21 protein-coding genes are annotated in these 22,339 nt (G+C 64.1%); 14 read left to right on the top strand and 7 right to left on the bottom strand.

What is annotated here, in order from left to right:
• Window position 1 precedes the first annotated feature (1 nt).
• From IFT80_RS03660 to IFT80_RS03610, 11 genes are all read left to right on the top strand, one after another.
• Complete coding sequence (locus IFT80_RS03660; RefSeq protein WP_122478214.1) at window positions 2-799, top strand: ABC transporter permease; 798 nt, start codon at window positions 2-4, stop codon at window positions 797-799.
• Window positions 796-1,935 (top strand): NAD(P)/FAD-dependent oxidoreductase, encoded by a 1,140-nt coding sequence (locus IFT80_RS03655; RefSeq protein ID WP_192136773.1) that lies wholly within the window; start codon window positions 796-798, stop codon window positions 1,933-1,935. Before IFT80_RS03660 ends, IFT80_RS03655 begins: the two co-directional genes overlap by 4 nt.
• On the top strand, window positions 1,925-2,293 hold the full coding sequence (locus tag IFT80_RS03650; RefSeq protein WP_192136772.1) for a (2Fe-2S)-binding protein: 369 nt from the start codon (window positions 1,925-1,927) through the stop codon (window positions 2,291-2,293). The genes IFT80_RS03655 and IFT80_RS03650 overlap by 11 nt, the downstream gene beginning before the upstream one ends.
• Window positions 2,290-3,666 (top strand): FAD/NAD(P)-dependent oxidoreductase, encoded by a 1,377-nt coding sequence (locus IFT80_RS03645; protein WP_192056150.1) that lies wholly within the window; start codon window positions 2,290-2,292, stop codon window positions 3,664-3,666. Before IFT80_RS03650 ends, IFT80_RS03645 begins: the two co-directional genes overlap by 4 nt.
• The gene (locus tag IFT80_RS03640) at window positions 3,659-4,828 is read left to right on the top strand and encodes an NAD(P)/FAD-dependent oxidoreductase (protein ID WP_342214328.1); all 1,170 of its coding nucleotides are present in this window, start codon (window positions 3,659-3,661) and stop codon (window positions 4,826-4,828) included. Before IFT80_RS03645 ends, IFT80_RS03640 begins: the two co-directional genes overlap by 8 nt.
• An 11-nt stretch (window positions 4,829-4,839) precedes the next feature.
• Entirely contained in the window at window positions 4,840-5,193 is a 354-nt protein-coding gene (locus IFT80_RS03635) for a RidA family protein (RefSeq protein WP_049859546.1), read from the top strand.
• Between the two features lie 283 nt (window positions 5,194-5,476).
• The gene (locus IFT80_RS03630; protein ID WP_192136872.1) at window positions 5,477-6,439 is read left to right on the top strand and encodes a LacI family DNA-binding transcriptional regulator; all 963 of its coding nucleotides are present in this window, start codon (window positions 5,477-5,479) and stop codon (window positions 6,437-6,439) included.
• Between the two features lie 65 nt (window positions 6,440-6,504).
• A complete protein-coding gene (locus tag IFT80_RS03625; protein ID WP_192136770.1) occupies window positions 6,505-7,287 on the top strand; it encodes a sugar phosphate isomerase/epimerase family protein in 783 nt (260 codons plus the stop codon).
• Window positions 7,280-8,221, top strand: a complete 942-nt coding sequence (locus IFT80_RS03620; RefSeq protein ID WP_192136769.1) for a sugar kinase — start codon at window positions 7,280-7,282, stop codon at window positions 8,219-8,221. Before IFT80_RS03625 ends, IFT80_RS03620 begins: the two co-directional genes overlap by 8 nt.
• A 99-nt stretch (window positions 8,222-8,320) precedes the next feature.
• Complete coding sequence (locus tag IFT80_RS03615; RefSeq protein ID WP_192136768.1) at window positions 8,321-9,625, top strand: MFS transporter; 1,305 nt, start codon at window positions 8,321-8,323, stop codon at window positions 9,623-9,625.
• A gap of 126 nt (window positions 9,626-9,751) precedes the next feature.
• Complete coding sequence (locus tag IFT80_RS03610) at window positions 9,752-10,027, top strand: DUF1652 domain-containing protein (protein ID WP_122478290.1); 276 nt, start codon at window positions 9,752-9,754, stop codon at window positions 10,025-10,027.
• 16 nt (window positions 10,028-10,043) lie between these two features.
• On the opposite strand, the gene IFT80_RS03605 is transcribed toward IFT80_RS03610, so the two are convergent.
• From IFT80_RS03605 to IFT80_RS03595, 3 genes are all read right to left on the bottom strand, one after another.
• Window positions 10,044-11,096, bottom strand: a complete 1,053-nt coding sequence (locus tag IFT80_RS03605; RefSeq protein WP_192136767.1) for a hypothetical protein — start codon at window positions 11,094-11,096, stop codon at window positions 10,044-10,046.
• Entirely contained in the window at window positions 11,089-12,159 is a 1,071-nt protein-coding gene (locus IFT80_RS03600) for a glycosyltransferase family 4 protein (RefSeq protein WP_240998779.1), read from the bottom strand. Before IFT80_RS03600 ends, IFT80_RS03605 begins: the two co-directional genes overlap by 8 nt.
• Window positions 12,160-12,600: 441 nt before the next feature.
• Window positions 12,601-13,653 carry an NAD(P)-dependent alcohol dehydrogenase gene (locus tag IFT80_RS03595; RefSeq protein WP_185793405.1) on the bottom strand — a complete coding sequence of 351 codons (1,053 nt, stop codon included), beginning with the start codon at window positions 13,651-13,653 and terminating at the stop codon, window positions 12,601-12,603.
• Window positions 13,654-13,823: 170 nt separating this feature from the next.
• On the opposite strand from IFT80_RS03595, the gene IFT80_RS03590 reads away from it, so the two are divergent.
• A complete protein-coding gene (locus IFT80_RS03590) occupies window positions 13,824-14,708 on the top strand; it encodes an AraC family transcriptional regulator (RefSeq protein ID WP_122478229.1) in 885 nt (294 codons plus the stop codon).
• A gap of 524 nt (window positions 14,709-15,232) precedes the next feature.
• On the opposite strand, the gene IFT80_RS03585 is transcribed toward IFT80_RS03590, so the two are convergent.
• A complete protein-coding gene (locus IFT80_RS03585) occupies window positions 15,233-16,249 on the bottom strand; it encodes a LacI family DNA-binding transcriptional regulator (protein WP_192136766.1) in 1,017 nt (338 codons plus the stop codon).
• Between the two features lie 181 nt (window positions 16,250-16,430).
• Here IFT80_RS03585 and IFT80_RS03580 point away from each other — a divergent pair, with 181 nt between their 5' ends.
• Window positions 16,431-16,961, top strand: coding sequence for a gluconokinase (locus IFT80_RS03580; RefSeq protein ID WP_122477029.1), 531 nt, complete (start codon window positions 16,431-16,433; stop codon window positions 16,959-16,961).
• Between the two features lie 105 nt (window positions 16,962-17,066).
• Entirely contained in the window at window positions 17,067-18,419 is a 1,353-nt protein-coding gene (locus tag IFT80_RS03575; protein WP_122477027.1) for a GntP family permease, read from the top strand.
• A 109-nt stretch (window positions 18,420-18,528) separates the two neighbouring features.
• Here the strand turns inward: IFT80_RS03575 and araH are convergent, their stop codons facing one another.
• From araH to IFT80_RS03560, 3 genes are all read right to left on the bottom strand, one after another.
• On the bottom strand, window positions 18,529-19,494 hold the full coding sequence (araH, locus tag IFT80_RS03570; protein ID WP_192136765.1) for an L-arabinose ABC transporter permease AraH: 966 nt from the start codon (window positions 19,492-19,494) through the stop codon (window positions 18,529-18,531).
• A gap of 21 nt (window positions 19,495-19,515) precedes the next feature.
• Window positions 19,516-21,015, bottom strand: coding sequence for an L-arabinose ABC transporter ATP-binding protein AraG (araG, locus tag IFT80_RS03565; RefSeq protein ID WP_122477023.1), 1,500 nt, complete (start codon window positions 21,013-21,015; stop codon window positions 19,516-19,518).
• Window positions 21,016-21,091: 76 nt separating this feature from the next.
• On the bottom strand, window positions 21,092-22,093 hold the full coding sequence (locus tag IFT80_RS03560) for a substrate-binding domain-containing protein (protein ID WP_122715288.1): 1,002 nt from the start codon (window positions 22,091-22,093) through the stop codon (window positions 21,092-21,094).
• Between the last annotated feature and the right edge of the window lie 246 nt (window positions 22,094-22,339).

Raw genomic sequence — 22,339 nt, 5'->3', positions numbered from 1 at the left:
CATGCACAAGAACGGTTTTTTCTCGCTGCTGTTCCATACCCTGTTCATCGGCTTCATCGTCGCGCCGCTGCTGGTGGTGATGGCGATGGCATTCACCGACAAGGGGTATCTTTCACTGCCCACCAATGGCTTGTCGCTGCGCTGGTTCAGGGCCCTGCTGGACAATCAGGAAATGCTCGACGCGTTCATGCTGTCGATCAAGCTGGGCCTGGCGTCGGCCACCATCGCCACGCTGCTGGCCATCCCGGCGGCCTTGGCCATCAGCCGCTACGATTTCCCCGGCCGCGGCACATTGACCGGTTTTCTGCTCTCGCCGCTGATGATTCCTTCCGTGGTGCTGGGGATCGCCTTCCTGCGTTTCTTCTCCATCGCGCAGATTGGCGGCTCGTTCTGGGCGCTGTGCCTGACTCACGTGATCGTCGTGCTGCCCTATGCATTGCGCCTGACCCTGGCCTCCACCATCGGCCTGGAGAAAGACATCGAGCAGGCCGCGCTGTCGCTGGGCGCCAAACGCTGGACGGCGTTCCACCGGGTCATCCTGCCGCGCATCCGCACTGGCGTGGTCGGCGGCTGGATGCTGGCTTTCATCCAGAGTTTCGATGAGCTGACCATGACCGTGTTCGTGGCCACGCCCGGCACCACGACATTGCCGGTGGCCATGTACAACCAGATTTCCCAGACCATCGACCCGTTGATCACGGCGGTCTCTACGGTGCTGATCGTTGGCACGTTGATCTTGATGCTGGTGCTGGATCGCCTGGTAGGCCTGGACCGCGTGCTCATAGGAGAAGGCAAATGAAGCGCTCGACGGCAGCGATCAAGGCCGACGTGATCGTCGTCGGTGGCGGGCTGGTGGGTACGGCGGTGGCCTACGGCCTGGCGCGCAACGGCGCCGACACCGTGGTGCTCGACCAGGGCGACGATGCGTTCCGCGCCTCGCGTGGCAATTTCGGCCTGGTCTGGGTTCAGGGCAAAGGCTACAACCTGCCCGACTATGCGCGTTGGACACGTTCTTCGGCGCAACGCTGGGCCGACCTGCGCGATATGCTGCTGGCCGACAGTGGCGTGGATGTCAGCCTCAAGCAGCCGGGTGGCTTTCACATGTGCTTCAGCGACGAGGAACTGCTAGAGCGCGAGGCGCGCCTGCGCCAATTGCAGGCGGCGGTCGGTGACTACCCCTTCGAGATGCTCGATGCCGGCGAACTCAAGGCGCGCCTGCCGCTGATCGGCAAGGCCGTGATCGGCGCCAGTTATACCCCCCAGGACGGCCATGTGAACCCGCTGAAGCTACTGCGCGCCCTGCATGCGTCCGCGCAACGCCATGGCGCGCGTTTCGCAGGCGGCCAGCACATCCAGCGCATCGAGGGCAGTGCCGGCGACTTCCGCATCTGGGCCGGGGAGCAGGCCTACTGTGCGCCGCGCGTGGTACTCGCAGCCGGCCTGGGCAACCCCGGGTTGGCCGCGCAGGTCGGGCTGCATGCACCGGTCGCACCCAACCGCGGGCAGGTACTGGTCAGCGAGCGGGTCCAGCCGTTTCTCGACTATCCCACCATCAATGTCCGCCAGACCGACGAAGGCACGGTGCAACTGGGCGATTCGATGGAAGAAGTCGGCTTCGACGACAGTACCTCCACCGGTGTGCTCTCGGCGATCGCCCAGCGTGGCGTAGCGACCTTTCCGCTGCTGCGCGATGTGCGCCTGATCCGTGCCTGGGGTGCCTTGCGGGTAATGAGCCCGGACGGTTTCCCGATCTACCAGCAGTCGTCGACCCACCCCGGGGCCTTCGTCATCACCTGCCACAGCGGTGTAACCCTGGCCGCCGCCCACGCCCTGCGCATTGCGCCCTGGGTGATGGGGGCGGCGCAGCCCGACGAATTGGCCGTGTTCAACGGCGAACGTTTTCTCAGCGACAAGGTGCTTGCCCATGCCCATTGAAGCCCCCAGCCGCGCCCCGCTGTTCCAGTCGGTGGCCGGCGAAACCCGCAGCAGCCGCAGTGTGACCTTCAGCTTCAACGGCGAGGCGTTGAGCGTACCGCCAGGCATCAGCGTGGCGGCGGCGTTGTTGATGTCCGGAATCGAGCGCTTCCGGGCCACGCCGGTGAGCGAGTCGCCGCGCGCGCCCTACTGCATGATGGGCGTGTGTTTCGAATGCCTGGTCAGCATCGATGGCGTGCCCAATCGGCAGAGTTGCCTGATCGATGTGGTCGACGGCATGCAGGTGCGCTCCCAGGAAGGCGCTCGCGATTTGCAGTTCGAGGCTCCCTCGGTCAGCGTCCTGGAGGTGCAGCCATGAACCCCGAATCCGTCGACGTCGTCGTCGTGGGCGCCGGCCCGGCAGGCATGGCCGGTGCCACCGAGCTGGCCGGGCTGGGCCTCGCCGTGGTCTTGCTGGACGAGCAAGGCAGCCCTGGCGGGCAGATCTATCGCGGTATCACCCTGGCGCCGCTGAGCCGGCGCGACCTGCTGGGACCGGACTATGCCCACGGCAACGTGCTCGCCAGAGCCCTGGAGGACACTCCGGTGCGGCACATCAAGGAAGCTGCAGTGTGGCAGGTGGGTCGTGATCATCAGGTCAGCTATCTGCAGGGTGGGCGCATGCACACGTTGCAGGCCCGCGCGGTCCTGCTGGCCACCGGCGCCATGGAGCGGCCCTTCCCCATCCGTGGCTGGACCCTTCCGGGAGTGATGACTGCGGGCGCGGCGCAGATCCTGCTCAAGAGCGCTGGCGCAGTACCCACCGAGCCGGTGGTGCTGGCCGGTTGCGGACCTTTGCTGTACCTGCTGGGCTGGCAGTATTTGCGTGCCGGAGTGCCGATCAAGGCCTTGGTCGATACCACGCACCGCGACGACTACTGGCGCGCGCGGCGTCATCTGGTCTCGGCCCTGCGTGCCTGGCCTTACCTGCGCAAGGGCCTGGAGCTGATGCGCAGTCTGCGCCAGGCGCGCATCGCCCATTTCACCGGCGCCTCGCAGTTGGCGATCGAGGGTACCGATTCGGCCCAGGCGCTGAGCTTCACCGCCAACGGCAAGGCGCAGCGCATCGCCAGTCGGTGCGTGCTGCTGCACCAGGGGGTGGTACCCAATATTCAATTCAGCCAGTCGCTGCGTGCGACCCACGCCTGGGATCCGCAGCAGCTGTGCTTCAGCCCGCTCAGGGACAGCTGGGGCGAACTGGACGTGCCAGGGGTGTTTGTCGCCGGTGACGGAGGCGGTATCGGCGGTGCACAGGCGGCGGCACTGCAGGGCCGGCTGGCCGGCCTGGGCATCGCCGCTCGGCTGGGCGCGCTGGGCGCTCCGCAGCGCGATCGGCGTGGCGTCGAGCTGCGCCGGGCGTTGACCGACAATTTGCGCATCAGACCGTTTCTCGACGCGCTGTACCGGCCCCGCGACGAGCATCGGATCCCGGCTGACGACGTCATTGTCTGCCGCTGCGAGGAAGTCACCGCCGGCCAGTTGCGCCAGTTCGTCGCCATGGGCTGCGCCGGTCCGAACCAGGCGAAGTCGTTCGGCCGGTGCGGCATGGGGCCCTGCCAGGGACGCCTGTGCGGCCTGACCGTCACCGAAGTGATCGCCGATGCGCGCCAGGTGCCCGCAGGTGACGTCGGTTACTACCGGATTCGTCCGCCGATCAAGCCCATCACACTCGGGGAGCTGGCCGGTGACTGAGCGCCAGCGCTCGGGCGCTGATGTATTGGTGATCGGCGGCGGCATCCACGGCCTCAGCACCGCCCTGCACCTGGCTAGCGCCGGCGTCCGGGTGACCGTGCTGGAGGCGGAGTATTGCGGTCGCCATGCTTCCGGGGTGAACGCCGGTGGCGTGCGCACCCTGGGCCGCCATGTGGCGGAAATCCCCTTGGCCCTCGCTTCGCGAACGCTTTGGCATGGCCTGCAGGACGTGCTCGGCGAGGACGGTGGCTTCGTCGCCAGCGGCCAGCTGAAACTGGCCGAGAACGACGTTGAACTGCAGGAATGCCAGCGCCGTGTGGAGCAGTTGCATGCCTTGGGCTTCGCCCATGAGGTATTGATCGATCGGCAGCAGGTGCTCGAATTGGTACCTACGGTGGCACCCCATGTGGTAGGTGGTATCTGGGTCGACGGCGACGGCTATGCCGTGCCGTACCACACCGTTACCGCGTTTCGCCTGGCTGCGCAGCGGCTGGGAGTACGGGTCCTGGAGCAGACGCCGGCACTGCGCATCGAGCGCAGCGCCACCCATTGGCGGGTCGAGACACGGTCGGGCGTGCATCAAGCGGAGCACCTGGTGGTCACCGCAGGGGCCTGGGCGGCGCAACTGGCGGCACAGGTCGGCGAGCCGGTGCCGGTGCATCCGCAGGGCTTGATGCTGATGGTCACTCACCGGGTCGCCCCATTCTGTGCGCCGGTGCTGGGCGCTACGGGCCGGGCGCTGTCATTCAAACAGTTCGCCAACGGCACCGTGGTGATCGGCGGCAAGCTGGTGGGCTCGGTGGAGTTCGCCGCGCGCCATGGCGAGGTTCAAATGGACCGGCTGAGCACCAGCGCGCGTACGGTAACCGACCTGTTTCCCCATTTGCGCAACCTGGGTGTGAATCGGGTCTGGGCCGGTGTCGAGGCGTTTACCGCCGATGACATTCCAGTGATCGGCGCCAGCTGCAAGACGGACAAGCTGAGCTATTCCTTCGGTTTCTGCGGCAGTGGTTTCCAGATGGGTCCCGGGACCGGTCAGCGCCTGGCCCAGCAGATTCTCGGCGAGCCCTCGCCGATCAGTCTCGACCCCTTTTCCGTAGGGCGTTTCGCGCAATCGGCGACGACGCTCGAACAACCTGCAACATCCCTTATCCACTCGTGAGGAAATACACCATGCTGGACATCAAGCGCATCGAAACCAACCAACGCATGAGCCGTGTCGTGCAGTGCAACGGCTTCACCTTCCTCGGCGGGCAGACCGCCACTGACCGTAGCCTGGACATCAAGGGCCAGACTGCCCAGGTGCTGGCCAAGATCGACAGCTTCCTGGAGCAGGCTGGCCTGGACAAGACCCGTATCGTCACCGCGCAAGTGTGGCTGTCGGACATCCAGGCCAATTTCGCCGGAATGAACGAAGTGTGGGACGCCTGGGCACCCGAAGGCCACGCCCCGGCGCGTGCTACCGTGGAATCCCGCCTGGCCGCGCCCGATCTGCTGGTGGAAATCACCGTCGTCGCCGCTGGCTGACCCGCGTCGCCTGATTCGCGGGCAGAGCCCGCTCCCACAGGAGTAGCCCGATCCCCTGTGGGAGCGAGCTCTGCCCGCGAAGGCCGCGCTGCGGTTCCAGCCGTGAAATGCACCACCCTAGTGCCCCGATCGCCTGCGCAAAAATCCATCCTCCCCCGTTGACGGCCACTTCGATTTGGTGTTTCCTGAAACCGGTTTCAACCACTGATCGCCTGCCCATAACATCCATAAAAGGACTCAGGCCGTGACCCGTCTTTCCGTTCCTGTACGCCCTCGTGTGACCATGCTCGACGTAGCCGAGCGCGCAGGTGTATCCAAGGCCAGTGTCTCGCGCTTCATCGGTGAGGATCGCGGTCTGCTGTCCGACGTCATCGCCACACGCATCGCCCGCGCCATCGACGACCTCGGCTATCGCCCCAATCAGATGGCCCGCGGCCTCAAGCGCGGTCGTACGCGCCTGATCGGCATGCTCATGGCCGATATCCGCAACCCCTACTCGGTGGCCGTCATGCATGGCGTGGAAACCGCCTGCCGCCGCCATGGCTACAGTCTGGTGGTATGCAACACCGACCGCGACCCGGAACAGGAACGCCAGCAGTTGCAGGCCATGCGTGCCTACAACGTCGAAGGCGTGATCGTGAACACCCTCGGCCACCACCTGGATGAGCTGCGCGAACTGCAACGGGAACTGCCCATGGTGCTGGTCGACCGCAAGGTGGCCGACCTGCCCAGCGACCTTGTCGGGCTGGACAACCGGATGGCCGTCGACATGGCCCTGGACCACCTCCACGAGCGCGGCTATCGCCAGCTGGCGCTGGTCAGTGAGGCGGTCGATGGCACCAGCTCCCGTACCGAACGCATCGAGGCCTTCGCGCAACGCACCGGCGGCACGGTGTTCTACACAGGTGCCGGCCTCGGCGAGCAACTACGCACGTTCCTTGCCAGCACCGACGTCGGGCCCAAGGCCTTGTTCTGCGCCAATGGCGTGGCGGCACTGGCCTGCACGCTGGCCCTGCGGGAGTTGGGCAACCAGGCATGCGAAAACGTGGGGCTGATCGCGCTCGACGACCTCGACTGGTACCCCCTGGTAGGCAACGGTATTACCGCCCTTGCCCAACCCACCCATGCCATCGGCGTGCAGGCACTTGAATGCCTGTTGAAGCGGCTGCAAGGGGCGCAAGGTCCAGCCCAGACGTTCCACTTCACCCCCGATCTGATCATTCGAGGTTCCACCCCGCTCCGCTGAAAAAGCGCTGCGGCGTGCGCAGTATCCATGCTTACAATTGAAACCGGTTTCAGAGGACAATAACAATGCATCCCTATCCCGTCTCCATCAGCCTTTCCAGCTTCGGCGCGGACCATGTTCGTACACAGGGCCAGGCCAGCCTGGCACCGCTGGTCGCCCAGACCGGCGCCAGCCATATTGAACTGCGCGAGGAGCTGTTCGATGACTTCGATGCGCCCTCCCTGCGCAGTGCCATCGCCGCGCAAGGCCTCACCTGCGTCTATTCCTCGCCGCTCGAGCTGTGGCAGCCCGGCCAGGCCGCGCCCAATCCGCAGCTGCAACTGGCGCTCGCTCGCGCGGCCGCGTGCAGCGCGATCTGGCTCAAGGTCTCGCTGGGTTTTCACTCCATTGCCAGCGACTTGCACCTGTTGCATGACCAGTTGCGCGATCAACCCGTGCGCCTGCTGATCGAGAACGACCAGACTGCCCACGGTGGGCGGATCGAGCCGCTGGTCGACTTCTTCACTGCGATAGCCGGGCAAGGCGTGCCGGTGGGCATGACCTTCGACATCGGCAACTGGCAATGGCAGCAACAGTCGGTTTCGAGCGCTGCGCAGCAGTTGGGCCGTTTCGTCGAATACATTCACTGCAAGGCCGTACAACGCACCACGGCCGGCAAGCTGGTCGCCACGCCGCCCGAGCTGACCGACCTGCATCAGTGGGCGCGCCTGCTCGGGCACATGGCCCCAGGCCTGGTGCGGGCCATCGAGTACCCGTTGCAGGGCAGCGACCTGCTGGCTGTCGCCAAGGCACAGGTGGCCACCCTCACCCGCCTCGGCCAGGCCGCGCAGGAGGTGGCCCATGGCTGAGTTCGATGTGCTGAGCTTCGGCGAAACCATGGCCATGTTCGTCGCCGAGCAGACCGGCGAACTGGCCGAAGTCGAGCGCTTCCGCAAACGCATTGCCGGTGCCGACAACAACGTCGCCATCGGCCTGTCGCGGCTGGGCTTCAACGTCGCCTGGCTGAGCCGAGTGGGCAACGACTCGCTCGGTCGCTTCATCGTCGCCGCGTTGCAACGCGAAGGGCTGGATTGCAGCCATGTCGGCGTGGATTCACAGCACCCCACCGGGTTCCAGTTCAAGTCGCTGCAGGACGATGGCCGCGACCCCACGGTCGAATACTTTCGCCGCGGATCGGCGGCCAGCCATATGGGCATTGGCGACGTGCCTGCACGTCTGCTCGATGCCCGTCACCTGCATGCCACCGGCATCGCCCCGGCGCTGTCGCCGAGCATGAACGCGTTGACCCGCGGTTTGATGACCGCCATGCGTTCGGCAGGCCGGAGCGTCTCGTTCGACCCCAACCTGCGCCCGTCGCTGTGGCCCAGCCAGGCGCACATGATCGAGCAGATCAACAGCTTCGCCGCGCTGGCCGACTGGGTATTGCCGGGCCTGGCCGAAGGGCAGCTGCTGACCGGACACCAACGCTGCGAAGACATTGCCCGTTTCTATCTCGACCAGGGTGTGCAGGCGGTGGTGATCAAGTTGGGCGCGGACGGCGCGTTCTATTGCAGCGCCGAGCAACAAGGCTATGTAGCCAGCCGCCCCGTGACCAAGGTGGTGGATACGGTCGGCGCGGGTGACGGCTTCGCCGTGGGCGTCATCAGTGCCCTGCTCGAAGGCCGCGACCTGGCCCAGGCCGCCGGCCGCGGCAACTGGATCGGCAGCCTGGCTGTACAGAGCCCGGGCGACATGGAAGGCCTGCCGACGCGCGCCGCGCTGATCGAGGACGAAAGCCACTGACGCACGCAAAAAAGACACCCGCAAAACGTTGCGCCCTGCACCCATGAATCAAAACGCCCTACCTGTTGCGACAATTACAAAATGCTCAGGAGTCAGACCATGCACAGCCACACCGTGAAACTCGCCAGCCGTCGCTGGTGGTACATCATGCCGATCGTCTTCATCACCTACAGCCTGGCCTACCTGGACCGGGCCAACTACGGTTTTGCCGCAGCCTCGGGCATGGCCGCCGACCTGAACATAACGCCGGGGCTGTCCTCGCTGCTCGGCGCCCTGTTCTTCCTGGGTTACTTCTTCTTCCAGGTCCCCGGCGCGATCTATGCGCAGAAGCACAGTGTCAAGCAGTTGATCTTCGTCAGCCTGATCCTCTGGGGCAGCCTGGCAACCTTAACCGGTGTCGTCTCCAGCGCCTACTGGCTGATCGTGATCCGCTTCATGCTCGGCGTCGTCGAAGCCGTGGTCATGCCCGCGATGCTGGTGTACCTGTGCCATTGGTTCACCCGCGCGGAACGCTCACGCGCCAACACCTTCCTGATACTGGGCAACCCGGTGACGATGCTGTGGATGTCGGTGGTGTCCGGCTACCTGATCCAGCATTACAGCTGGCGCTGGATGTTCATCATCGAAGGGTTGCCCGCCGTCATCTGGGCATTCATCTGGTGGCGCTTGGCCGATGATCGACCCGCCCAGGCGAAGTGGCTCAGCCAGCAGGAAAAAGACAATCTGCAACAGGCACTGGCCGCCGAACAGGTGGGCATGAAGCCGGTGAAGAACTACGCCGAAGCCTTCCGTTCGGGCAAGGTCATCACCCTGTCGTTGCAGTTCTTCCTGTGGAGTGTGGGCGTGTACGGCTTTGTGCTGTGGCTGCCGTCGATTCTCAAGCAGGGCGCGCAGATGGACATGATCGAGGCTGGCTGGCTGTCTTCCCTGCCCTACCTGGCGGCGGTGATCGGCATGCTGGTGGTGAGCTGGTTTTCCGACCGTATGCAACGGCGCAAGCGCTTCGTCTGGCCACCGCTGCTGCTGGCGGCACTGGCGTTCTACGGTTCGTACGCGCTGGGCAGCGAGCATTTCTGGTGGTCCTATGCATTGCTGGTGATCGCCGGAGCGTGCATGTATGCGCCCTATGGTCCGTTCTTTGCCATCGTGCCGGAGATCCTTCCCGCCAACGTGGCCGGTGGTGCCATGGCGCTGATCAACAGCATGGGCGCCCTGGGCTCGTTTGCCGGGTCCTACCTGGTTGGCTATCTGAACGCCAGCACCGGCAACCCGGGCGCTTCCTACCTGTTGATGAGCGGGGCGCTGCTGCTCTCGGCGCTGCTGACCATCATGCTCAAGCCCGGAGGCTGCGATGCGGTGGTCGGCAAAGCGGACGCCACGGGGCTTGCGTCCTGCAAAAACTGACGCAGATCATGAAACTTCATGAAATCGCCCGGTATTCGTGGCAAAGCGCACAGCTGTCATCCAGGTGGTGCTACTTTTAATACTCCACAGGCTATCCATTCCGATGGCCTGCCCTGCCACGTGCGGCTGCAACAGGTGGGCGCGATGAACAAGATGACATTTCCGAACGCTTGCCAGGTCATGCGCTGGCACTTTCACCCCATGGGCTTCGAGGGCAATATGGATGCGCCCAGCAGCATGGTGGCCAGGCTGTTCGACCGCAGCAGCGGCGAAACCCTGTTGGCCATCGCCGGGCTGCCTTGTGCAACGGTCATGAATGCCGCGGACGTCGAGCGCATCATCGAGGCAGTGGAAGCCGAGCTCGAGGCGTTCATTCCGCCGCTGGCGCTCAAGGCAGGCTGAGCGCGCCAGCCCTCCATCAGCTCGATCCGAAATGACTGTGCAGCGTATCCACAACGATCCGAGCGGCGTCGGCTGCGGCATTGTCGTTGAGCAATGCCTGCCAGCCGCGGCGACCGGGCAAATGCCGAGCCCTCTGCAGTAGAGCCGGCCACTGATCTGCAGCCGGGACACCGAGCACACCCAGTGCCACGCCCAACCTTTCGAGCTGCAACGCCTGCAGGCGTTGCTCATCGAACGGGCGCTGCTCGGCAATGGCGATCAAACGCCCGCCCATATGCGCGACCTCGGCGACCACATTGTCCCCGGCACTGCCTACCACGATCTCGGCACGCAGCAGTTCCGGCAAGGGGTCGACCAGGTGCCCCAGCAGCGTCAGGTTTCCCGGCAGCGGCAGGTCACTGGCGGGCAGCGGTCCGGCTACACGAAATCGATCTTCGGGGCAGCGTCTGGCAATGGCGATCAGTGAATCGACGGTGAAGGCCGTGCCACCCTGCCCGGTGATCACCAGCACCGCGCCATGCTCAGGCGCCACATGAGCGCTGCTTTGTTGGCTGTAGCGGGACACCCAACCGCAGTGGTCGGTCTTGGCCAGCACCCAGTCGGGCATCTGGCTGCACTCCATCGAAGCCGGGTACGGCGCCAGCAAGCGCGAGGCCGATGCATAAGCCTGCAGGTGGGCCGGGTCGGTACGTTCGCCGTGCTGGCGCATGTACACGCACGGTACGCCGAACAGGCGCGCCAGCATCGCCACTTCCACGGATACATCGACCACCAGCAGACACGGCCAGGCGCTACGCATCCAGTCGGCCAGAAGCCCCATGCGTTCGCGCAGCCCGTCCACCGCCAAGGGCGCATAATGCAGCGCGGGAAAGCTCTCCACATGCATGTCGGGCGCAGTGTCGCCGGGCAACTGCAGGGCCTTGATCGTCGAGGGGTAGTCGGCGTCGGGCAACCGCGAGCCGATCAACGTGACGTCGCAGTCCATGTGTCGAGCGATGGCCAGGGCGCGCATGCCATGGCCGGAGCCGTGGTGATGCACGTAGTAGCCGACCTGCGCGCGCTCAGGCACCGGCGTCGGCCACTTGCCGCAACAGCGCGTCGTAGCGGTCGAGCATGACCTCGTGGCTCCACTGGCTCTCGGCGTGCAGGCGGCAGGCCAGGCGTGACTTGCGCCGGGCCAGGCGCAAAGCGTGTGCCAAGCCTTCGACGTCGCCGCCTGCGGCCAGCGCACCGGTTGCGTCGGTCAGCAGATCGCCCACCGCGCCGCGGGCGAAGGCCGCTACCGGTGTGCCGCAGGCCAGGGCTTCTGCCACGACCAGGCCGAAGGGCTCTTCCCAGCACGGGGTGACCAAGGCGGCGGACGCGCTGGCCAGCTCGATGGCCAGTTCGTCACGGCCCAAGTGCCCAAGGTACTGGCACTGGTCATTCAAGCGCGGCTGGATCTGCTCCTTGAAGTAACGCGGGTCGACCGCCTGACCGGCCAGGCGCAGCGGTACGCCGGCCAGTTTCGCGGCGTCCATGGCCAGGTGCGCGCCCTTGTCCGGCACCAGCCGCCCGAACCAGATGGCATGCTCGAGCGGTGCCGCGCGCGGTGACCACAGCTGCAGGTCGATGCCGTTGGGGATGACATGGCACTCGGGAACGACCTCTTTCCACTGCCGTGCGTTGGCTTCGGAGATGGTTGCGAAGTGCCCGGCGCGGCGCTCGCCGCTGTAGGCGTTGATCAATTCGAAGAAAGGTGGGGTGTGCAGCACCGTCAGCATCGGTGTGCGAATCATCGAGGCCATGGTCGCAGGCACATAGTGCAGGCTGTTGTTGAAGATGACGTCGAAGCGGCGGTCGTCGATGTTCTGCATCGCTTTGAGGTAGGCGTGATGCTCCTCGATGTACTCGGAGCTCAGGCAGGCCCGTCGACCGTCCTTGTAGGTGGTGTCATCCCACACCGGGACAATGTTGAGCGCCGGATCGCTGGACGAGCTGGCGAACAGCGTGACGTCATGGCCGCGTTGCATCAGCCCGGATGTCACATCGTGGGTGAACGCTTCCAAGCCGCCGGCGAACGGTTGGCGAATGGGGTGTTTGATGTGCGTCAGCACACCGATGCGCAACGGGCGGGCGGAAGATGAAGACATCGGGGATGTTCCTGGCACGGATTGCAGCTTTGAGGCTGGCGCGCAGGAATGGTTGCATAAAGTAGCAGCGCGATACCGCAGCGCCCGGTTCGCGGCCATGGACCGCTCCTACAGGTAACCGCGTACCCGTAGGAGCGGTCAGCGGCCGCGAAAAGCACACCGCGGATTGACTGACACACCGCAGCGCCCGTTTCGCGGCCTCAGGCCGCTCCTACAGGTGACCTCGTATCCGTAGGAGCGGTCAGCGGCCGCGAAAAGCACACCGCGGATTGACTGACACACCGCAGCGCCCGTTTCGCGGCCTCAGGCCGCTCCTACAGGTGACCTCGTATCCGTAGGAGCGGTCAGCGGCCGCGAAAAGCACACCGCGGATTGACTGACACACCGCAGCGCCTGGTTCGCGGCCAAGGACCGCTCCTACACAGGTTATGCCCTGCCGTATCAGGCCTTGAGGGTGGCCATGTCGATCACGAAGCGGTACTTCACGTCACCGGCGTGCATGCGCTCGAACGCCTCGTTGATGTTCTTGATGTCCAGCATCTCGATATCGCAGGTGATGTCGTGCTCGGCGCAGAAATCCAGGACTTCCTGGGTTTCCTTGATACCACCGATCAACGAACCGGCCAGAACGCGGCGCTTGAGCACCAGGTTGGCCGCATGCAGAGCGGGATCTACCGGCTGGATCAGCCCGACCAGAATGTGCACACCGTCGAAACGCAGGGTTTCCAGGTAGGGGTTCAGGTCGTGCGGCACCGGAATGGTGTCGAGCAGGAAGTCGAAGGTCTCGGCGGCGGCCTTCATCTGCTCGGCATCGGTCGATACGATCACATGGTCCGCACCTTGGCGACGGCCTTCGGCAGCCTTGCTCGCCGAACGGGTGAACAGGGTCACTTCGGCGCCCAGCGCCTTGGCGAACTTGATGCCCATGTGGCCCAGGCCACCCATGCCCAGAATGCCGACCTTGTCACCCGGCTTGACGCCGTAATGCTTCAGCGGCGAATAGGTGGTGATCCCGGCGCACAGGATCGGCGCGGCGTTGGCCGGGTCGAGGCCGTCGGGAATGCGCACCACGAAATTCTCGCTGACCACGATGCTGTCGGAATAACCGCCCATGGTGTTGCTGCCATCGACGCGATCAGGCGTAGCGTAGGTCATGGTCGGGCCTTCCAGGCAGTACTGCTCCAGGTCCGCGTGGCAGGCATCGCAATGCTGGCACGAGTCGACCATGCAGCCCACGCCGACGCGGTCGCCCACGGCGTACTTCTGAACCTGGGAACCGACGGCAACCACGCGGCCGACGATTTCGTGGCCCGGTACCAGTGGGTAAACCGCAATGCCCCAGTCGTTGCGGGCCTGGTGCAAGTCAGAGTGGCAGACGCCGCAATACTGGATTTCGATGCTGACATCGTCAGGGCGCAAGGCGCGACGTTCGAAGCTCAAGGGCGCCAGGGGCGTGGTGGGCGAAAGCGCGGCGTAGCCGAGTGCCTTGGACATGGTAAACCTCTCGAAACGAAAAATGATCAGGCTTGGATTGTGGCTTTCCCGCGCGCCTGCGGCCATGTCCGATCCTGCGCAATGAATGCCCATTCCTCCGAGCACCCCGCAAACGGGGCCCGAACGTGCGATCATCCGCGACTGATTTCATGCCTGATCCGTGGTATCCCATGAGCCTGACCAAACATCTCGACGCCAACGCCCGCCTGGTACAGCTGATTCGCCCGCTGGCCATTGCCGATGACTGGATCCCGACGGCCATCGACGGCCTGCGCGTGGTTTCGTGCCGCAGCCACGTCGCGCGGACCGCGCAGATCTACGAACCGAGCCTGATGGTGATCGCCCAGGGCAGCAAACTGGCGTACCTGGGCGAGCGCACCCTGGAATACGGTGCGGGCCACTACCTGATACAGGCACTGCCAGTGCCGTTCGAGTGCGAGACCTTCGCCAGCGAGCAGTTGCCCCTGCTCGGTGTATCTATCCCGATCGATCGAACGCTGTTGGGTGAACTGGTGCTGGCCATGGAGCCCGGCCCGAGCCAGGCACAGACCACCGAGTCGATGACTGCCGTAGCGCTGGACGACGCCATGCGCGGCGCGGTGGAGCGGCTGCTGCAGTGCCTGCACGATCCCCAGGAGCGCCTGGCCATGGCGCAGGCCCGGTTGCGCGAGGTGCTTTACACCGCACTGCGCGGTCCCAATGGGCATGTGCTGCGCGCGCTGGTCGAACAGCAAGGGCAATTCGCACGTATCGCCGGCGCGCTGTCCTGGCTGCACGCGCATTACGAGCAGCCGCTGCAAGTCGATGACCTGGCGCGACGGGCGAACATGAGTGCTTCGACGTTCCACGAGCATTTCAAGCGCAATACGCTGGCCTCGCCCGTGCAGTACATCAAGCGCCTGCGCCTGCTCAAGGCCCGCGCGCTGCTGGTCGCGGATGCAATGAACGTCAACCAGGTCGCGTTGCGCGTGGGTTACCAGAGCACCTCGCAGTTCAGCCGGGAATACAAACGCCTGTTCAACCACAGCCCTGGCCAGGAACGAGTAACGCGCTGAACCCAGACGCGGCTCGCGCCGCTGCTACAGAAGCACCGCGATCCCCTGTAGCAGCGGCGCAAGCCGCGTCCGGCATCACCGCGGGGCATCAGACACACCGCTCCCACCGCCGACGCGGCTCGCGCCGCTGCTACAGAAGCACCGCGATCCCCTGTAGCAGCGGCGCAAGCCGCGTCCGGCATCACCGCGTGGCATCAGACACACCGCTCCCACCGCCGACGCGGCTCGCGCCGCTGCTACAGAGGCACCGCGATCCCCTGTAGCAGCGGCGCAAGCCGCGTCCGGCATCACCGCGGGGCATCAGACACACCGCTCCCACCGCCGACGCGGCTCGCGCCGCTGCCACTGGCGCCACACATCCTTTGTAGCAGCGGCGCAAGCCGCGTCCGGCATCACCGCAGGGCATCAGACACACCGCTCCCACCGCCGACGCGGCTCGCGCCGCTGCTACAGAGGCACCGCGATCCCCTGTAGCAGCGGCGCAAGCCGCGTCCGGCATCACCGCAGGCATCAGGGACGCCCGGTCAGGTTTCGCGTACGACCAGCTCGAAGCCGAGGTCGATTGCCTGGGCGCTGTCACTCTTGCCAGCCATGCTGTCCAGTAACATCTGCGCCGCCTTGCGGCCGATCTCGGCGCGCGGGGTACGGATCGAGGTCAGGCGCGGTACCAGATGCGCCGAACCCGGCAGATCGTTGAAGCCCACCATGCCCACTCGTCCCGGAATGGCGATGCCCAAGCGCTGGGCCTCGTAGATGGCGCCCTGGGCCAGGTCGTCATTGCAGAAGAACACCCCGTCGACATCTGGGTGTCGCTGCATCAGGTCAGCGAACAACTCGCCGCCCAAGCCGATCGACGAAGGCTGCGGGCACAGCACCTCGAGTTGGGGATCATGCACCCCCGCCCTCTCCAGCGCCGCCCTGAATCCTTCGGCGCGCTGCATCACACGCGGGTCGAGCTGTGCGGCCACATAGCCCAGGCGTCGGCGCCCGGCGTCCAGCAGATGCTGCGCCGCCACGCTTCCGGCCTGCTCCTGGGAAAAGCCGACACAGGCACGCCCGCCGCTGGCGCCCAACTCCATCATGTGCACGCACGGCACACCACTGTTGTGCAACATGGCATGCGCACGCTCGGTGCGGCTCATGCCCGTCAGCAGGATGCCGCCCGGCTTGTAGGCCAGGTAGTTGCGAATGAGGTTTTCTTCTTCGTCGACATCGTAGTGGTAGTTACCGATCAGCACTTCCAGCCCGCGCGGGCGCATCACTTCATGGATGGCTTCCAGCGTGTCGATGAACAAATGGTTGGACAACGAGGGAATGAGCACCACCACCGACTGGCTCTGCGCCGAGGCCAGCGCGCGTGCCGCCGGGTTGACCACATAGCCCAGGGTCTGCGCGGCCTCCAGGACCTTGGTGGCCAATTGTGGAGCGACCGTCGACACCCCGCGCAGTGCGCGTGAAGCCGTAATAGGGGAAACACCTGAGAGTTTGGCAACTTCGGCCAGGGTGGGCAGGCCAGTTGCGCGTGAACCGATTCGCGCCATGATTCTTGTTGTTATCTACTTGCAATGAAAAAGAGTTGAGGTAAGGTAGCGCTGTCTCGAATCCAGAGCAATAATGATTTGTGCCTTGCTATTACCGCAGGCTGCACCAGACTGCTTTGACAAGATCAATAAGATGAGGGCGCCGTATCCACGAACGGCCGGCCCCAGCAGGAGTGACTTGATGAATGCCCCTCTGAACGCTTTGGTGGTGATGGGAGTATCCGGCTGCGGCAAGAGCAGCGTCGGTGCCGCCATCGTTGGCCGCAGCGGCGGCCGCCTGATCGAAGGCGACAGCTTTCATCCCGAGGCCAACATCGCCAAGATGAGCGCCGGCCACCCCCTCGACGACAACGACCGCGCCGGTTGGCTGGTGCGTCTGGGCGAGGAAATGCGTGCCTGCATCGAGTCCGGGCAACGCCCCGTATTGACCTGCTCGGCGCTCAAGCTCAAGTATCGCAAGACCCTGCGCGACGCCGTGCCTGGCCTGGGCTTCGTGTTTCTCGCATTGACCCGCGAAGAAGCCGCCAACCGCGTCGCCCATCGGCCCGGTCACTTCATGCCGGCCAGCCTCATCGACAGCCAGTTCGCTGCACTGGAACCGCCGACCGGCGAACCCTTGACCCTGGACCTGGACGCCACCACTCCCATCGTGGACCTGGCGCAGCAGGTGGAACACTGGCTGGTCGAGCACGGCGCTTCCACGCTGGCTTGATCGGCACTCGAAGACAGCGCTGTCTGAGCATCCCGCGCAGCAGTGCCTGATGTCCCCAACCACAACCGTTGCGCCCACAACAACGACAACACGAGGCAAACCTTTATGTTTGGCTTAGCTCACGACACTTACTTGCTGCTCGATGCACTGGTCACCATCATTGGTCTGATCGTGCTTATCACCCAGTTCAAGGTCCATCCCTTCGTCGCACTCACCATTGCGGCGATCTTCCTCGGCCTGACGTCCGGTTTGCCGGTGGTCAAGGTCATGAAGTCCTTCCAGGACGGCTTCGGCGGGGTGCTTGGATTCGTCGGCATCATCCTTGCGCTGGGCACCATGCTCGGCAAACTGATGGCCGATTCGGGCGGCGCCGACCAGATCGCGCAAACCCTGATCCGCAAGTTCGGGGTCAAGCGCATCCACTGGGCAATGATGTTCTCCGCGTTCCTGGTGGGCATCCCGCTGTTCTTCGAGATCGGCTTCGTGCTGCTGATCCCGCTGGTGTTCATCGTCGCCCGCCGTTCCGGCGTGTCGCTGGTGAAGATCGGCATCCCGCTGCTTGCCGGTCTTTCGGTGGTCCACGGCCTGGTGCCGCCACATCCGGGTCCGCTGCTGGCCATCGGCATCTTCAACGCCGATATCGGCAAGACCATTCTCTACGGCCTGATCGTCGGCCTGCCCACTGCGATGATCGCCGGCCCGATCTTCGGCTCGTTCATCTCCAAGTACATTCCGGGCAATCCTTCCAAGGAGCTGATGGACCAGATTGCCAAGGAGTCGGACAACCAAAACCTGCCCAGCTTCGCGGTGACCCTGATCACCATCCTGCTGCCCGTGTTCCTGATGATGCTCAAGACCTTCGCCGACGTGGCCTTGCCGGCAGAGAACCTGTTCCGCCAGTGGATGGACTTCATCGGCCACCCGATCACCGCGCTGCTCGCGGCCCTGTTGCTGGCCTTCTACACCTTTGGTGTGGCGCGCGGTTTCGACCGTTCGAAGATCATGAAACTGCTGGACCAGAGCCTGGCCCCGACTGCGGCCATCGTGCTGATCGTCGGCGCTGGCGGTGGTTTCAAGCAGATGCTGGTGGATACCGGTGTGGGCAACATCATCGGCCAGATGGCCGTGCAGGCCGAGGTCAATCCGATTCTGCTGGCGTGGCTGGTGGCTGCGGTGATTCGCGTTGCCACAGGCTCGGCAACGGTCGCGACCATCACCGGTGCCGGTATCGTCGCCCCGGTCATCGGCATGATGCCCGGCGTCAACCGTGAGCTGCTGGTGCTGGCCACCGGCGCCGGCTCGGTGATCCTGTCCCACGTCAACGACGCGGGTTTCTGGCTGGTCAAGCAGTACTTCAACATGACCGTGACCGAAACCCTGAAGACCTGGACCGTGATGGAAACCATCCTGTCCGTTGTCGGCCTGATCTTCATCCTGCTGTTGTCGATGGTGGTCTGAACCCGATCACATATGCAATTGGGTAGCGCCTATTCGCGGCCGATGACCGCTCCTACAGATGTGCATTCCCCTGTAGGAGCGGTCATCGGCCGCGAAAGCCCCCCGCAGATCAGCGCCGCTTCAAACGATCGATGATCACCGCGATCAGCAGAATCGTCCCGCGAATCACGTACTGATAGAACGTGTCGATATTCTTCAGGTTCATCGCGTTCTCGATGATCGCCAGAATCAGCACGCCGGCGATCACGTGGCGAATCATGCCAATGCCCCCGGCCAGCGACACCCCACCCAGCACACACGCCGAGATCACCGTCAATTCGAAGCCTTGGCCGATCATCGGCTGGCCCGAGGTCATCCGCGACGCCAGTACCACACCGGCCAGCGCACCGATCACACCGTGCACGGCAAAGATGATGATCTTGGTGCGATCCACGTGCACACCCGCCAGCAGCGCCGCTTCCTGGTTGCCACCGATGGCCATGGTGTTGCGTCCATAGGTGGTGTAGTTGAGCAACCAACCGAAGAAGATGAAGCAGACGATGGTGATCAGGATCGGCACCGGCACGCCCATCAACTGGCCATTGCCGAAGATAAAGAAGTCCTCCTGCATGACCCCGACCGCCTTGCCATTGGAAAAGATATAGGCCAGGCCGCGCACGATCTGCATCGTCGCCAGGGTCGCGATCAAGGCATTGATGCGCAACTTTGCGATGACGATGCCGTTGATCAGGCCAACCACCAGCCCCATCAGCAAGGCCGCGCCCACGCCCAGCAGCACGCTTTCGGTGTCGCGCATCACCACCGCCGCGATGACCCCGGCGCATGCAATCACCGAACCCACGGACAGGTCGAAATGTCCGGACGCCAGGCAGTAGAGCATGGTGCAGGCCGCAATGCCGGTGGTCGAAATGGCCAGGCCCAGCCCGCGCATGTTCAATGGCGAGAGGAAGTTGTCGATGAACATCGTGCACAGCACGAAGATCGCCAGCGCGGCGAGCAGCATCACCCACTCGTCCAGAAAGCGACGCAGGTTGAGACCCTGGCGGGGGGCCTGCAGCGTGTTTTGCGTAGACATAAGCACCTCTGTTGTTATTGTTCAGCCGCGAGTGCGCGGCAGTGCCAATTGCAGCAACCTGGATTCCTGCGCCTGCTCGCGCAGCACTTCGCCGGTCAACGCACCTTCACTCATGACCAGGATTCGATCGCTGATGCCGATCACTTCCATCAGGTCGCTGGACACCACGATCACCGCAATACCATCGGCGGCCAGGCCGTGAATGATCTGGTAGATCTCGGCCTTGGCACCGATGTCGATGCCGCGTGTGGGTTCGTCGAGCAACAGGACCTTCATCGGCATCGACAGCCAGCGACCGAGGATGGCCTTCTGCTGGTTGCCGCCGGAGAGGTACATGATCGGCTGCTCGGCGGACGGGGTCTTGATATTCAGCGCCTTGATCTGGCGCGCGGCGTTCTCCTTTTCCCACGGGCCCTGCACCAGGCAGCCCAGGGTGAGATGGCGGTCGCGGGCGCCGATGTTGATGTTTTCGGCCACACTGGCCAGGGGCACGATGCCTTCCTTCTTGCGATCTTCGGGGCACAATAGAATGCCAGCGGCGATGGCGTCGCGCGGGTTGGCCAGGGTCAGCGAACGCCCATCGAGGGTGAGGCTGCCTGCCTTGCTGGCGGCCAATCCGGACAGCAGGCGCAACAGCTCGGTGCGGCCTGCGCCCACCAGGCCGAAGAAGCCCAGCACTTCACCCTTGGCGACGCTGAAACTGACCGGCTCGTGCAGACCCGGCCCCAGCAAGCCCTCGACGCGCAGTGCCTGGCCCTGATGAGGGCGAGGACGGTAGTTGTAGATGTCCTGGATATCGCGGCCGACCATGCAGGTCACCAACTGGTCGTGGGTCAACTCGGCCATGTCGTCGAAAGTGCGCACGTAGCGGCCATCCTTGAACACCGTGACGGCGTCGCAGATGCGGAATATCTCCTCCATGCGGTGGGAGACATAGAGGACCACCCTGCCCTCGTCGCGCAGCTTGGCAATGATCGTCATCAGCCGGTCGATTTCCCGTGCCGACAAGCTGCTGGTCGGCTCGTCGAAGGCGATCACATGGGCATTGCGCGACATCGCCTTGGCAATCTCGACCAACTGCCGCTGGCCCAGGGACAGACTGCCCAAGCGCTGGCGTGGATCGATCTCGTCGGCCAGACCGGCGAGCAGCTCGCCGGCACGGCGCAGCATGGCGCTGCGATCGATCAGGCCGAAACGCGCTGGCATGTGGCCCAGCAGCAGGTTTTCCGCCACGCTCATTTCCGGCACCAGGTGCAGCTCCTGGTGAATCACGGCCACGCCGCTGCCGATGCTTTCGGCAGCGGACTTGAACACCAGGCTCTGGCTGCCAATCTGCAGGCTGCCCGTGCTGGGCTGGTAGGCACCGCCCAGGATCTTCAACAAGGTGGACTTGCCGGCACCGTTTTCGCCCATCAGGGCATGCACGCTGCCCGGGCGAACTTCGAAGCTGATGTCCGACAGTGCGCGCACGCCCGGGAAATTCTTGCCGATACCGTTGAAACGCAATGACTCTACACGCATGGATACAACTCCAGAGCAGGCATCACGGCACGCCGTGAAGAATCGGCCTCTGCCAGGGCAGAGGCCATGGGTCGGATCAGTTCCACAAACCGATCTTTTCCAGTTCCTGCTTGAAGTTCTCGCGGGTGATCAGGGTCACATCATCCATGGCGGTGTATTTGGGCGGTTCTTTGCCGGTGGTGACCCACTCGAACATCATGCTTGCCGTGTTGTAGCCCTCGGTATGGGGGCTGGGCAGCATGGAGCCGAAGAAGCCACTGTTGGCTTTCTTCAGCTCACCGATGGCATCGGTACCGTTGATGCCGATGCCGATCACGTTGGCTGCGGCGAACCCGGCACTCTCGGTGGCGCGCACGCCACCCAGCACGGTGTTGTCGTTCATGCCACCGATGATCAGATTCTTGGCGCCTGACGGCAGCTTGACCAGCGTGGAGTTGGTGGCGTCCATGCTGCCGGGTACATCGAGGGTCTTCTGCGCGGCGAACAGAATGTGCTCGGTCGGCAGGCCCGCAGCCTTCAGCGCCTTGACCGAGCCGTCGGTGCGCTTCTTGCCGGTATCCAGCTCGTTGTAGGTATTGATGATGGCGTAGGTGTCTTTCCAGTCCCAGCCACGCTTCTTGGCTTCGCCGGCCATGGCCATGCCCTGTTTCTCGCCGACTTCGAAGGCGGCCATGCCCAGGTACGGCACGTCCTCCATGAAGTTGCCCTTGGCATCGACGAAGCGATCGTCCACGGCCATTACTTTCATGTCGTTGAGTTTGGCCTTGGCGACGATGGCCGGGCCTAGCGCAACGTCAGGAGGGCAGATGACGAAACCCTTGACCCCATTGGCGGCCAGGCTGTCGATGGCCGAAAGGGTTTTCTCGCCGTCGGGCACGGCGATCTTGATGACCTTGAAGCCCTTGTCCCTGCCGGCCTTCTCGGCAAAGGCCCACTCGGTCTGGAACCAGGGCTCTTCAGCCTGCTTGACCAGGAAACCGATCTTGACCTCTTCGGCCCACGAAGCCGACGAGCCTGCGAACATCGCGGCGGTCAGGGCGGCACAACACAGGGAACGGATCCCATGACGACTCAACATAGCTAACTCCTTATTTTTATTGAATAGCTACAGCGTCCAGCGATATCAGCGAATAGTCATACCATATAACAGGATGGGCATTTGTAACGTAACGTCACGCTTGCGCCATCCACAGCGGCGTGTCGTAGATCCTGTCAGAAATGACACCACGAGTGATCTGGCAAATAGTATTACCATTTATTTTTACGGACGTCGAATTTCAGCTATACCTGCCAGTGCAGCCACCGCCGGAGTCCGGTTGTCCAA

This window comes from Pseudomonas sp. CFBP 8771 (genome assembly GCF_014841695.1).
In the GTDB taxonomy this organism is placed as follows: Bacteria; Pseudomonadota; Gammaproteobacteria; order Pseudomonadales; family Pseudomonadaceae; genus Aquipseudomonas; species Aquipseudomonas baltica.
Note: the sequence above shows the minus strand (reverse complement) of the source record. Positions and strands in the feature narration are given on the sequence as shown.